This is a genomic window from Variovorax sp. OK212 (assembly GCF_900112425.1).
Classification (GTDB): domain Bacteria; phylum Pseudomonadota; class Gammaproteobacteria; order Burkholderiales; family Burkholderiaceae_C; genus Variovorax.
Genome location: NZ_FOLP01000007.1, coordinates 239722 through 253049 on the forward strand (window position 1 = coordinate 239722; position 13328 = coordinate 253049).

The window sequence follows — 13328 nt, forward strand, 5'->3', positions numbered from 1 at the left end:
CCTCCGCAGATCCATGGCTGAAAAATTGAATGCCGTCAAAGGCATGAACGACATATTGCCGCCCGAATCGGCGCGCTGGGAGTGGCTCGAGGCCACCGTGCGCGACCTGATGGGGCGCTTCGCGTACCGCAACGTCCGCACGCCCATCCTGGAGCGCACGGCACTCTTCGTGCGCGGCATCGGCGAGGTCACGGACATCGTCGAGAAGGAGATGTATTCCTTCGAAGACCGGGCGGACAAGAACGGCAAGTTCGAACACCTGACCATGCGCCCTGAGAACACCGCGGGCCTCGTGCGCGCAGTGATCGAGCACAACATGCTGTACGAAGGCCCCAAGCGGCTTTGGTACACCGGGCCGATGTTCCGCCGCGAGAACGTGCAGCGCGGACGCTTCCGCCAGTTCCACCAGATCGGCGCCGAGGCGCTGGGCTTTGCCGGTCCCGACGTCGACGCCGAACTGATCCTGCTGGCCAACGCGCTCTGGAAGACCATCGGCCTGACCGACGTGCGCCTCGAGCTCAACAGCCTGGGCCAGCCCGCCGAGCGGGCGCTGCACCGCGCCGAGCTCATCGCGCACTTCGAGAAGCACGCCGACAAGCTCGACGAGGACGGCAAGCGCCGCCTGCACAGCAACCCGCTGCGCATCCTCGACACGAAGAATCCGGCCATGAAGGACGTGGTCGAGTCGGCACCGAAGCTGATCGACTTCCTCGGTGCCGAGTCGCTCGCGCACTTCGAAGGGCTGCAGGCCATCCTCAAGGCCAACGACATCGCGTTCACGATCAATCCGCGTCTGGTGCGCGGGTTGGACTACTACAACCTCTCGGTGTTCGAGTTCGTGACCGACCGCCTGGGCTCGCAGGGCACGGTGTGCGCAGGGGGCCGCTACGACGACCTGATCGCGCAGATCGGCGGCAAGCCCGCACCGGCCGTGGGTTGGGCCATGGGCGTGGAGCGCGTGCTCGACTTGCTCAAGGAGCAGGGCGCCGATGTGCCGTCGCCGGTGCCCGATGCCTATGCCATCGTGCCCGACGCCGCTGCGATGCCTGTCGTGCTGCGCACCCTGCAGCAGCTGCGTGAAGCCGGCGTGCGCATCCAGATGCACGCGGCCACCGCCGAAGGCCTCTCGAGCTTCAGGGCGCAGATGAAGAAGGCCGACGCCAGTGGCGCTCCCTTTGTCCTGATCTTCGGCGCCGATGAACTTGCGCGCGGCGAAGTGACTCTCAAGGCCCTGCGCGACGCCAACGTCCCGCAGACCGCACGGCCTCTCGCAGAAGTGGCCGCCTGGGCCGCCACCCTACAATCGCCGGCTCCCAACACCTGACAGCGCATGGCAACCCATCTCGACCTCGAAGAACAGGAACAGCTCGACCAGCTCAAGCATTTCTGGAACACCTACGGCACCCTGATCACCTGGGTCGTGCTGCTTGTCGCCGGCGCCTTCGTGGCCTGGAACGGCTGGCAGTACTACCAGCGCAGCCAGGCAGCCCAGGCAGCGGCCCTTTACGACGAGGTCGAACGCAGCACGCAGTCCGGCGACGTCGAGCGCATCCAGCGTGTGATGGGCGACATGAAGGAGCGCTTCGCCCGCACCACCTACGCGCAACAGGCCGGCCTGCTGGTCGCCAAGACGCTGTATGAAAAGGGCAATGCCGACGGCTCGCGCGCTGCGCTCACGTGGGTGGCGCAAAGCGCCGTCGACCCGGGGTACCAGGCGGTCGCGAAGCTGCGCCTCTCGGCCGAACTGCTCGAGAGCAAGTCTTATGACGACGCGCTCAAACAGCTCGACGGCAGCGTGCCCAAGGAATTCGAACCGCTGGTGGCCGACCGCAAGGGCGACATCTACCTGGCCCAGGGCAAGCGCGCCGAAGCGCAGGCCGAATACCGCAAGGCCTGGACCGGTCTCGGCGCCACCTCCGACTACCGCCGCCTGATCGAGATCAAGCTCAACGCGGTCGGCGTCGACCCGAAGAGCCTGGCGCCTGTCGTCACCGTCACACCCGCAGCCCCCAAAACTCCCTGACCGCATCATGAATTTCAAGCGTCTCATGCCTGAATCGACCGCCCTGCGTGCGGGATCAGCTCTTGTTTTGGTCGCGTTGCTTGCCGCCTGCTCTGGCAGCGGCAAGCCGAAGCCCGAAGAACTCGCGGCCAACCCGTCCTTGCTCGGCGTGCGCCAAGCCTGGACCGTGCGCATTCCCGATGTCAAGTTCCCGCTCACCACCGACGTCAGCGGCGACACGGTCACCGTGGCCGGCAGCGACGGCACGGTGGTGGCCATCGACGCCCGCGCCGGCCGTGAAACCTGGCGCGTCAGCGCCGGCGCTCCGCTGGCGGCAGGTGTAGGCAGCGACGGCTCCATGGCCGCCGTCGTCACCACCAACAACGAACTGGTCGCGATCGAGAAGGGCAAGGTCCTGTGGAAGCAGAAGCTGTCCGCGCAAGCCTTCACCGCACCGCTGGTGGCGGGCCGCCGCGTGTTCGTGCAGACCGCCGACCGCAGCATCAGCGCATGGGACGGGCAGAGCGGCCGCCGCCTCTGGATCCAGCAGCGCACGGGTGAAAACCTGGTGCTGCGCAAGTCGGGCGTGCTGCTCGCCGTGGGCGACACGCTGGTGGCCGGCATCGGCGGCCGGCTGGTCGGCATCAATCCGGCCAACGGCACGTCGCGTTGGGAATCGCCCATTGCGGCGCCGCGCGGCACCAACGATGTCGAGCGCCTGGTCGACCTGACCGGCAGCGTGAGCCGCTTCGGCGACACGCTCTGCGCCCGCGCGTACTACGCCAGCGTGGGCTGCGTCGAAACCGTTCGCGGTTCGCTGGTCTGGAGCAAGCCCGCTTCGGGCGCCGACGGCGTCAGCGGCGACGAGCGCTTCGTCTATGGCACCGAGTCCGACGGCAGCGTCACCGCATGGCGCCGCGCCGACGGCGAACGCGCCTGGCAGATGAGCCGCCTGAAGAACCGCAACCTGACCGCGCCGCTGGCCGTGGGCCGCTCGCTGGTCATCGGCGAGGACACCGGCACGCTGCACTTCGTGTCGCGCGAAGACGGTGCACTGCTCAACCGCGTCGCGCCCGATGGCTCGGCGATCACCGTCACGCCGGTGCTGGCAGGCAACACCGTCGTTGTCGTGACCGCCAAGGGTGGTGTGTTTGGCTACCGTCCTGAATAATTCTTTCTTTTTCCTCCAAGGCCCGACCATGAAAACCGTGCCATCGAAAGGCCGGCCATGAAGCCGGTCGTGGCCCTGGTCGGGCGGCCCAACGTCGGCAAGTCGACGCTCTTCAACCGCCTGACCCAGACGCGCGACGCCATCGTCGCGGACTTTGCCGGACTCACCCGCGACCGCCACTACGGCAACGGCCGCCTGGGCAAGCACGAGTTCATCGTCATCGACACCGGCGGCTTCGAGCCCGACGCGGGCAGCGGCATCTACAAGGAGATGGCCAAGCAGACGCGCCAGGCCGTGGCCGAGGCCGATGTGGTGATCTTCGTGGTCGACGCCCGCGAGGGCCTGTCGGCGCAGGACCATGACATTGCCAACGAGCTGCGCCATCTCGGCAAGCCCTGCGTGATGGCGGCCAACAAGGCCGAAGGCATGCACGACGGCACCAAGCTCGTGGACTTCTACGAACTCGGCTTCGGCGACGTGCACGGCGTGTCCGCGGCACACGGGCAGGGCATGCGTGACCTGGTCGAGCTCGCGCTCGCCCCGCTGAACCTGCCAGACCCCGACGACGAGGCCGAAGAAGACGACGTCAACAAGCCGATCAAGCTGGCCGTGGCCGGCCGCCCCAACGTGGGCAAGTCGACGCTGATCAACACCTGGCTGGGTGAAGAGCGCCTCGTGGCCTTCGACATGCCGGGCACCACGCGCGACGCCATCTCGGTGCCGTTCGAGCGCAACGGGCAACGTTTCGAGCTGATCGACACGGCCGGGCTGCGCCGCAAGGGCAAGGTGTTCGAGGCGATCGAGAAGTTCTCGGTGGTCAAGACGCTGCAGGCCATCGAGTCGGCCAACGTCGTGCTGCTGCTGCTGGACGCCACGCAGGGCGTGACCGACCAGGACGCGCACATTGCGGGCTACATCCTCGAAAGCGGACGGGCCGTGGTGATCGCCATCAACAAGTGGGACGCGGTCGACAGCTACCAGCGCGAACAGATCCAGCGCCAGATCGAGACCCGGCTGCCGTTCCTGAAGTTCGCGGCGCTGCATTTCATCTCGGCCATCAAGCGCCAGGGCCTGGGCCCCGTGTGGCAGGCGATTGCGCAGGCCCACAAGTCGGCCACGCGCAAGATGTCGACGCCGGTGCTGACCCGGCTGCTGCTGGAGGCAGTGCAGTTCCAGGCGCCCAAGCGCGGTGGCATGTACCGGCCCAAGCTGCGCTACGCGCACCAGGGCGGCATGAACCCGCCGGTGATCGTGATCCACGGCAATTCACTGGAGCACGTGACCGAGGCGTACAAGCGCTTCCTCGAAGGGCGCTTCCGCAAGGAGTTCGACCTGGTGGGCACGCCGCTGCGCATCCAGTTCAAGAGCTCCGCGAATCCGTTCGCCGACAAGGACGACTGAGGGCAGGGCGGGTCTTGGCTGCCGATGGCGGCTGTTGACTTGCTCCTGTCATGGAAGTTCCGTCTTTTGAGAGCCGTTATTTTCTCAAGGCTTTTGACCCCGGTTGCTGCAGCGCGGAAACCCTGTGTTAAGGTCATCTCTCCAACAACTACTCTTGAACACGGAGAATATCGTGAGCAATAAAGGGCAACTTCTGCAAGACCCGTTTCTGAACACCTTGCGTCGCGAGCATGTGCCGGTTTCCATTTATTTGGTGAACGGTATCAAGCTGCAAGGCCAGATCGAGTCTTTTGACCAGTACGTCGTGTTGCTTCGCAACACGGTGACACAAATGGTCTACAAGCACGCCATTTCCACCATCGTGCCGGGTCGCGCCGTCAACTTCTCGGCTGCCGAGAACGACGACACCGCCGCCTGATCGCGCGGAGCGCGGCGGCCCCGGCTGCCGCGCTTTTTCCCTATTCTGATCCCGCTTGTCTGAACTGATCCCCCGCCAGGAAGGCGCCGCCGTTCTCGTCGGCGTAGATTTCGGGCTGCCCCATTTCGACAGCGAACTCGAGGAACTCGGCCTGCTCGCGCAGACCGCGGGCCTGACGCCCGTCGCCCGGCTTGCGTGCAAGCGCAAGGCGCCCGACGCGGCATTGTTCGTTGGCAGTGGCAAGGCCGAAGAAATCAAGGAGCTGGCTGCCCTGTACAGGGCGAGCGAAGTCATCTTCGACCAGTCCCTGAGCCCCGCGCAGCAGCGCAACCTCGAGCGCCAGCTCGACGTCGCGGTCTACGACCGCACCTTTCTCATCCTCGAGATCTTTGCCCAGCGCGCGCGTTCGCACGAAGGCAAGCTGCAGGTCGAGCTCGCTCGCCTGCAGTACCTCAGCACGCGGCTGGTCCGCCGCTGGTCTCACCTGGAGCGCCAGACCGGCGGTGCAGGTGTGCGCGGCGGCCCGGGCGAGAAGCAGATCGAGCTCGACCGCCGGATGATCAACGAGTCGATCAAGCGCACGCGCGAACGGCTTGCCAAGGTGCAGAAGCAGCGCGGCACGCAACGCCGCCAGCGCGAGCGCCGCGAGACCTTCAACATCTCGCTGGTGGGTTACACCAATGCGGGTAAGTCGTCGCTGTTCAACGCCATGGTCAAGGCTCGCGCGTATGCGGCCGACCAGCTGTTCGCCACGCTCGACACCACCACGCGCAACCTTTACCTGGGCGACGCGCGGCGGCAGGTGTCCATCTCCGACACGGTCGGTTTCATTCGCGATCTGCCGCACGGGCTGGTCGACGCCTTTAAGGCCACGCTGCAGGAGGCGGTCGATGCCGACCTGCTGCTGCACGTGATCGACGCCTCCAACCCCCACTACCCCGAGCAGATGGCCGAGGTGCAGTCGGTGCTGCGCGACATCGGAGCCGAGGCCGTGCCGCAGTTGTTGGTGTTCAACAAGCTCGACGCTCTTGAAAGCACGCAACGTCCGCTGCATCTGCAGGACGAGATGGAAATCGACGGCGTGCAGGTTCCCCGTATCTTCCTCAGCGCCAAGAGCGGCGAGGGAGTGCCGTTGCTGCGCGCGGAGCTCGCCCGGCAGTCGGGCTCCGTAGCCGATACGATGACCCCTGAGGCAGACGCTGAATTGCACGATGCCGCCGATGGATTGGGCACAATCCCGCCACTGACAAGAGAACGAAGCGAATGAATTCAAAGCCAGCGCGGAGAGGGTTTCTGGGCATGTTCAATCTGAACGACGGCCGATGGGGTCGCGGCGACGAGCCGTCCTCCAACGGCGAACGCCCGGCCGGCAACCGGCCACCCGACGCCAATCCTCCAGGCGCACCGACACCCCCGCCCTCGGGCAACAACAACAACGACAACCGCCCCCGCGGTCAAGGCCCCAACCAGGGTCCTCCCGACCTCGATGAACTCTGGCGCGACCTCAATCGCAAGCTCGGCGGTTTCTTCGGCGGCAAGGGTGGCGGCAACCGTCCCAACGGCGGAAGCAGCGGCGGCGGCAACGGCTACAGGCCCGACATGAAAAACGCAGGATTCGGCCTCGGCCTCGTGGCTGCCGTGGCGATCCTCATCTGGCTCGGCACCGGTTTCTTCATCGTGAATGAAGGCCAGCAGGCCGTGGTCACGCAATTCGGCCGTTACAAGACGACCGTGGGCGCCGGTTTCAACTGGCGCCTGCCGTACCCCATTCAGCGCCACGAGCTGGTGGTGGTCACGCAGATCCGCTCCACCGACGTGGGTCGTGACGCCATCGTGCGTTCCACCGGCCTGCGCGAGTCGGCCATGCTGACCGAAGACGAGAACATCGTCGAAATCAAGTTCGCCGTGCAGTACCGCCTGAGCGATGCGCGCGCCTGGCTCTACGAGAGCAAGTCGCCCGCCGAGACGGTGGTGCAGGTGGCCGAGACCTCGGTGCGCGAGGTCGTGGGCAAGATGAAGATGGACGCCGCGCTCGCCGAAGAGCGCGACCAGATCGCACCGCGCGTGCGCACGCTGATGCAGACCATCCTGGACCGCTACAAGATCGGCGTCGAAGTCGTGGGCATCAACCTGCAGCAGGGCGGCGTGCGTCCGCCCGAGCAGGTGCAGGCCGCGTTCGACGACGTGCTCAAGGCCGGCCAGGAACGCGAGCGCACCAAGAACGATGCGCAGGCCTACGCCAACAACGTGGTGCCGCTGGCCACCGGTACGGCGTCGCGCCTGAAGGAAGAGTCCGAGGCCTACAAGGCGCGGATCGTCGCCCAGGCGCAAGGTGATGCCGGCCGTTTCGCCGCGGTGCTCGCCGAGTACCAGAAGGCGCCGCAGGTCACGCGTGACCGCATGTACACCGACGCCATGCAGCAGATCTACGCCAGCACCACCAAGGTGCTGGTCGACAGCAAGCAGGGCTCCAACCTGCTGTACCTGCCGCTGGACAAGCTCATGCAGGCAACCGGCAACAACGCGGCCACGCCGGTCGACGCAGCCAGCCCGAGCGTTGCCGGCACCGCGCCGGCCCAGTCCTCGGTGATCCCGGTGGCGCCCACGACCAGCGACGTGCGTGCACGCGACGGCCGTTCGCGCGACCGCGACGTGCGTTGATGAAAAAGGCCTAGAAGAACATGAACAGAATCGGATTCATCGCCTCGTCGATCCTCGTCTTGCTCGTGCTGTTGAGCTCGACCCTCTTCGTGGTCGACCAGCGCCAGTTCGGCGTGGTCTATGCCCTCGGCCAGATCAAGCAGGTCATCACCGAGCCCGGCCTGAACTTCAAGCTGCCGCCGCCGTTCCAGAACGTGTCGTACATCGACAAGCGCCTGCTGACGCTCTCGAGCGTCGACACCGAGCCGATGCTCACCGCCGAAAAGCAGCGCGTGGTCATCGACTGGTACGTGCGCTGGCGCATCAGCGACCCGCAGGCCTACATCCGCAACGTCGGCCTCGACGAGAACGCCGGTGCCATGCAGCTCAACCGCGTGGTGCGTAATGCGTTCCAGGAAAACATCAACAAGCGCACCGTGCGCGACCTGATCTCGGTGCGCCGCGAAGCCCTGATGGCCGACGTGCAGCGCGAAGTGCTGTCGGTGGTGAAGGGGGCCAAGCCCTGGGGCGTGGACGTCGTCGACGTGCGCATCACCCGCGTCGACTACGTCGAGGCGATCACCGAATCGGTCTACCGCCGCATGGAAGCCGAGCGCAAGCGCGTGGCCAACGAACTGCGTTCGACCGGTACCGCCGAGGGTGAAAAGATCCGCGCCGACGCTGACCGCCAGCGTGAAGTGATCGTGGCGAATGCCTACCGCGACGCACAGAAGATCAAGGGCGAGGGCGATGCCCAGGCCGCCGCCGCGTATTCCGAGTCGTTCGGCCGCGATCCGCAGTTCGCCCAGTTCTACCGCAGCCTCGAGGCCTACAAGCAGAGCTTCAACAAGAAGAGCGACGTGATGGTGCTCGACCCGTCGTCGGACTTCTTCCGCGCCATGCAGGGCTCGGGATCGAACACCAGCGCGCCTCGCCGCTGATTCGTCTTCCGGAGCCGTGAGCGCCGACACCTTCTGGAGCGCCTTGGCGCTCGTCCTGGTCATCGAAGGCATCCTGCCTTTCGTCTCGCCAGGAGGGTGGCGGCGCGGCTTCGGGCAGCTCATGCAGCTGCGCGACGGCCAGCTCCGTTTCTTTGGACTTTGCAGCATCCTGCTGGGTTTGGCACTGCTCTGGATCTTGGGGTAGCGCGGTCCCGGTAGAATCCCGGTTTAACCACGCCCCCGATCCCCATGTCCGCCTGGGTCCTCCCGGATCACATTGCCGATGTGCTGCCTTCCGAGGCGCGCCACATCGAAGAACTTCGACGCCAGCTGCTCGATACCGCCCGTGGCTATGGCTACGAGCTGGTGATGCCGCCGCTGCTCGAGCACCTCGAGTCGTTGCTTTCGGGCACCGGCGAGGCACTCGACCTCCAAACCTTCAAGCTCGTCGACCAGCTCTCCGGCCGCAGCATGGGCCTTCGTGCCGACACCACCCCCCAGGTGGCGCGCATCGATGCCCACCTGCTCAACCGCGACGGCGTGGCCCGCCTGTGCTACTGCGGCCCGGTGCTCCACACCCGGCCCGACCGGCCGCACGCCACCCGCGAGCCGCTGCAGTTCGGCGCCGAGATCTACGGCCACGCCGGCCTCGAGGCCGACACCGAAACCCTGCTGTTGGCGCTCGACTGCCTCCAGGCCGCCGGCCTGGAAGAGGGCGTGATCGTCGACCTGGCCGATGCCCGCATCGTGCGTGCGCTGTTCGCCGGCGTGCCGATCGATGCCGCCGGGCTGGCCCGTGTGCATGCCGCGCTGGCCGCCAAGGACGCGAGCGAGCTCGACGCGCTCACCAAAAACTTTCCTGCCGCCTCCCGTGACGGGTTGCGCGCGCTGGTCGGGCTGTACGGCGACGCGTCGGTGCTCGACGAGGCCGCCAAGGCGCTCAAGGGCACGCCCGCCGTGGCCGCGGCGCTGGCCGACCTGAAGCAGCTGGCCGCCGGCCTGCAGGGCGTGCCGGGCCGCCAGATCAGCTTCGACCTGGCCGACCTGCGCGGCTACGCCTACTACAGCGGCATGCGCTTCGGCATCTACGTGCCCGGCGCGGCCGATTCGCTGGTGCGCGGCGGCCGCTACGACGAGGTGGGGGCCGTGTTCGGCCGCAACCGTCCGGCCGTCGGCTTCAGCCTGGACGTGCGCGAGCTGGTCGGCGTGCTGCCGGCCCGCCCGCTGCGCGCCGCCATCCGCGCGCCCTGGAGCGACGCGGCGGGGCTGCGTCAGGCAATTGCCCAATTGCGCAAGGCCGGCGAAACGGTAGTCTGCGTGCTGCCGGGCCATGGCAGCGAAATCGATGAATTCCATTGCGACCGCGAGCTCGTCGAGCAAGCGGGCCAGTGGAATGTCCGAGCGATCTGAATTTTTGAAGTAATGGAACGAGCATGAGCGTAACCACCGGAAGAAACGTGGTCGTCGTCGGTACCCAGTGGGGCGACGAAGGCAAAGGCAAGCTGGTCGACTGGCTGACGGAAAGCGCCCAGGGCGTGGTCCGTTTCCAGGGCGGCCACAACGCGGGCCACACGCTGGTCATCAACGGCGTGAAAACCGCGTTGCACCTGATCCCGAGCGGCATCATGCGCCCCGGCGTCAAGTGCTACATCGGCAACGGCGTGGTGCTGTCCGCCGCCAAGCTGTTCGAGGAAATCGAAGGGCTGGAGAAGGCCGGCGTGGAAGTGCGTTCGCGCCTGCGCATCAGCGAGGCCTGCCCGCTGATCCTGCCGTTCCACGCCGCGCTGGACATCGCCCGCGAGGCCTACCGCGAAAAGGGTGGCATCGAGAAGATCGGCACCACCGGCCGCGGCATCGGCCCGGCCTACGAAGACAAGATCGCCCGCCGCGCGCTGCGCGTGCAGGACCTGAAGCACCCCGAGCGCTTTGCGGCCAAGCTGCGCGTGCTGCTCGACCTGCACAACCACGTGCTGACGCAGGTGCTGAACGCGCCGGCCATCGACTACGACGAAGTCTTCGACGAAGCGATGAAGCATGCCGAGCTGCTCAAGCCCATGATGGCCGACGTTTCGCGCGAGCTGAACGACGCCCACAGGAACGGCGCCAACCTGCTGTTCGAAGGCGCGCAGGGCACGCTGCTCGACGTGGACCACGGCACCTACCCGTACGTCACCTCCAGCAACTGCGTGGCCGGCAATGCCGCCGCCGGTTCGGGCGTGGGCCCGGGCATGCTGCACTACATCCTGGGCATCACCAAGGCCTACTGCACGCGCGTGGGCGGCGGTCCGTTCCCGACCGAGCTCGAGTGGGAAAAGCCCGGCACCCCCGGCTACCACATGAGCACCGTGGGCGCCGAAAAGGGCGTGACCACCGGCCGCAGCCGCCGTTGCGGCTGGTTCGACGCGGCGCTGCTCAAGCGCTCGGCGCAGGTCAACGGCCTGTCGGGCCTGTGCATCACCAAGCTCGACGTGCTCGACGGCCTCGAGACGCTCGAGCTGTGCACCGGCTACGAGCTCGACGGCGAGATCACCGACATCCTGCCGATGGGCGCGGACGAGATCGAGCGCTGCACGCCGATCTACGAGACCCTCGAAGGCTGGACCGAAAGCACCGTGGGCGTGACGCAATACGAGAAGCTGCCGGTCAACGCGCGCCTGTACCTGCAGCGCATCGAACAGGTCACCGGCGTGCCGATCCACATGGTGTCGACCAGCCCCGACCGCGATCACACGATCATGATGCGCCACCCCTACCTGGCCGACTGAAGAGGAAAAGAAGAACCATGTTGACCGAAGACGGCAAGCATCTCTACGTCAGCTACGACGAGTACCACAACCTGATCGAGAAGCTCGCGATCAAGGTGCACCAGTCGGGTTGGGAGTTCGACACGATCCTGTGCCTGGCGCGTGGCGGCATGCGCCCCGGCGACGTGCTCTCGCGCATCTTCGACAAGCCGCTGGCCATCATGTCGACCAGCTCGTACCGCGCCGACGCCGGCACGGTGCAGGGCCACCTCGACATTGCCCGCTTCATCACCACCCCCAAGGGCGAGATCGCGGGCAAGGTGCTGCTGGTCGACGACCTGGCCGACTCGGGTCACACGCTGCACGCGGTGATGGACATGCTGCGCAACAACTACCCGCCCATCACCGAGCTGCGCAGCGCGGTGATCTGGACCAAGGCGCTGTCGACCTTCACGCCCGACTACCAGGTGGAGTTCCTGGCCACGAACCCGTGGATTCACCAGCCCTTCGAAGGCTACGACTCGATGGGCGCCGAGAAGCTCATCGAGAAGTGGTCGGTCTGAGCCTTCGCGCCTGAAGGCCCCCCGGCTGGCTCACTCCGCCGGTCAACTCTGCCGGTTCACTCGGCGGGGTTCAGCAGCATCGCGGTGTAGCGCCGCTGCATTTCCTCCGGCGTCAGCTTCTCGATGCTGTGCCCCACGTTCCAGCGATGGCCGAAGGGGTCGCGAAAGACGCCGGAGCGTTCCCCATAGAACTGGTCCTGCGGCGCCATGTCGAGCGTGGCGCCCGCCGCCACGGCGCGCGCCACCACCGCATCGGCATCGTCCACATGCAGGTGCAGCGAGACAGGCGTGCCGCCCAGCGTCTTCGCGCTGTGGATGTTGAACTCGGCGAACTCGTCCGAAATCATCAGGATGGCGCCGTTGTGGAAGTCCAGCTCCGCGTGGCCGATGCGCCCGCTGGGCTCGGTGAGCCGAAAGATCTCCTTCACCTCGAAGACCTCGCAATAGAAGCCGATGGCTGCGCCGGCATCGTGCACGCAGAGGTAGGGAAACAGTTCGTGGATGGCCATGGTCTTGTCCGTTCGTGGTTGGAATGGGCGCGATTCTGGTGTCGGCGGCGCTTCAGGTCTTGGACAAATTTGACCTGTGGGAAGGGCCTCGCATCGGCACGTGCCGCGAGGCTGTCGGTGCTGCGCGCCGGTAGGCTTGCGGCGACATGCCGGCTATCGCCAGGAAGTCCCGGTTGAAGTGCGCCTGGTCGCTGTAGCCGGCCTGCAGCGCCAGCTCGACCCAGGGCTGGTGGGGTTCGAGCGCGAACTGCGACAGCACCCGGTCGAAGCGCAGCATGCGCGTGTACTGCTTGGGCGCCAGGCCCGTCATGCCGCGAAAGAGCGCAATGAAGCGCCGGTGGCTGTAGCCGCTGTGCTTCACCAGTTCGCCGATGACGCTGCCGCCCGACAGCCCGGCCAGCGCATGGGCCACCGCCGGGTGCAGGCCGTGCAGCGCGCGCAGTGCCAGGCGCGCCGTCAGCAGGGCCTCGACGACGGCCAGCTGTGCGGCCAGCGAGCCGGCGCCGTGGAGCTGTTCGAGCGCGAAGCCCGCGTCGGTGCCCCAGAGCGCATCGAGCGGCGTGTGGCAATCGGCCAGCGCGCCTTCAGGCGCGCCGAGCAGCGCCCGGGCCGCGCCCGGCTGCAGCATGACGCCGACCGAAGGCGTTTCCACCGACACGTCGCGCACGAAGAAGGCCGGGCGCGTCCCGCCCACCATCGCGTAGCCCACCGTGAAGCCTTGCGCATCGGCGTCGTCGCGAAACAGCCGCAGCGGCGGACCGCCGAGCCGGAACACGAGATGCATGCCACCGGTGGGCAGCACGTGCTCGCGCGCGCCGGGCTGCGGCGTGGGCGCGTCGTCGGGCGTGGAGGCCCACAGCAGCCGCACGAAGGGCCGCAGGTGGTGAGCGGGGGGGCGCGTCAGCTGCATCGGCGCATTCTGCGCGACCGCCGGCCAAT

14 protein-coding genes are annotated in these 13328 nt (G+C 66.8%); 12 read left to right on the forward strand and 2 right to left on the reverse strand.

Translation table 11 applies throughout. The annotated features are described in order from the left end of the window. Positions 1–13 precede the first annotated feature (13 nt). From hisS to BM004_RS22035, 12 genes are all read left to right on the forward strand, one after another. On the forward strand, positions 14–1324 hold the full coding sequence (hisS, locus tag BM004_RS21980; RefSeq protein WP_093216696.1) for a histidine--tRNA ligase: 1311 nt from the start codon (positions 14–16) through the stop codon (positions 1322–1324). 6 nt (positions 1325–1330) lie between these two features. Further along, positions 1331–2023, forward strand: a complete 693-nt coding sequence (locus tag BM004_RS21985; protein WP_093123065.1) for a YfgM family protein — start codon at positions 1331–1333, stop codon at positions 2021–2023. Between the two features lie 7 nt (positions 2024–2030). Further along, positions 2031–3173, forward strand: a complete 1143-nt coding sequence (gene bamB, locus BM004_RS21990) for an outer membrane protein assembly factor BamB (protein ID WP_093123062.1) — start codon at positions 2031–2033, stop codon at positions 3171–3173. A gap of 57 nt (positions 3174–3230) precedes the next feature. Next, a complete protein-coding gene (der, locus tag BM004_RS21995) occupies positions 3231–4574 on the forward strand; it encodes a ribosome biogenesis GTPase Der (protein ID WP_093216698.1) in 1344 nt (447 codons plus the stop codon). 172 nt (positions 4575–4746) lie between these two features. Further along, a complete protein-coding gene (gene hfq, locus BM004_RS22000; RefSeq protein ID WP_093123058.1) occupies positions 4747–4992 on the forward strand; it encodes an RNA chaperone Hfq in 246 nt (81 codons plus the stop codon). A 55-nt stretch (positions 4993–5047) separates the two neighbouring features. Next, the gene (gene hflX, locus BM004_RS22005) at positions 5048–6259 is read left to right on the forward strand and encodes a GTPase HflX (RefSeq protein ID WP_093216701.1); all 1212 of its coding nucleotides are present in this window, start codon (positions 5048–5050) and stop codon (positions 6257–6259) included. Between the two features lie 32 nt (positions 6260–6291). Next, positions 6292–7653 carry an FtsH protease activity modulator HflK gene (gene hflK / locus BM004_RS22010; RefSeq protein WP_093216703.1) on the forward strand — a complete coding sequence of 454 codons (1362 nt, stop codon included), beginning with the start codon at positions 6292–6294 and terminating at the stop codon, positions 7651–7653. A gap of 20 nt (positions 7654–7673) precedes the next feature. After that, the gene (gene hflC / locus BM004_RS22015) at positions 7674–8573 is read left to right on the forward strand and encodes a protease modulator HflC (RefSeq protein WP_093123050.1); all 900 of its coding nucleotides are present in this window, start codon (positions 7674–7676) and stop codon (positions 8571–8573) included. A gap of 16 nt (positions 8574–8589) precedes the next feature. Next, the gene (locus BM004_RS22020) at positions 8590–8778 is read left to right on the forward strand and encodes a DUF2065 domain-containing protein (protein WP_093123048.1); all 189 of its coding nucleotides are present in this window, start codon (positions 8590–8592) and stop codon (positions 8776–8778) included. A gap of 44 nt (positions 8779–8822) precedes the next feature. Beyond that, complete coding sequence (locus BM004_RS22025; protein ID WP_093216706.1) at positions 8823–9983, forward strand: ATP phosphoribosyltransferase regulatory subunit; 1161 nt, start codon at positions 8823–8825, stop codon at positions 9981–9983. Positions 9984–10006: 23 nt separating this feature from the next. Further along, the gene (locus BM004_RS22030; protein WP_093216708.1) at positions 10007–11338 is read left to right on the forward strand and encodes an adenylosuccinate synthase; all 1332 of its coding nucleotides are present in this window, start codon (positions 10007–10009) and stop codon (positions 11336–11338) included. 17 nt (positions 11339–11355) lie between these two features. Next, on the forward strand, positions 11356–11880 hold the full coding sequence (locus tag BM004_RS22035) for a phosphoribosyltransferase (RefSeq protein ID WP_093123037.1): 525 nt from the start codon (positions 11356–11358) through the stop codon (positions 11878–11880). A gap of 56 nt (positions 11881–11936) precedes the next feature. On the opposite strand, the gene BM004_RS22040 is transcribed toward BM004_RS22035, so the two are convergent. Together BM004_RS22040 and BM004_RS22045 are read right to left on the reverse strand one after the other, a co-directional pair. Next, positions 11937–12389 carry a VOC family protein gene (locus tag BM004_RS22040; RefSeq protein ID WP_093123034.1) on the reverse strand — a complete coding sequence of 151 codons (453 nt, stop codon included), beginning with the start codon at positions 12387–12389 and terminating at the stop codon, positions 11937–11939. 52 nt (positions 12390–12441) lie between these two features. Next, a complete protein-coding gene (locus BM004_RS22045) occupies positions 12442–13299 on the reverse strand; it encodes a helix-turn-helix domain-containing protein (protein ID WP_093216711.1) in 858 nt (285 codons plus the stop codon). Between the last annotated feature and the right edge of the window lie 29 nt (positions 13300–13328).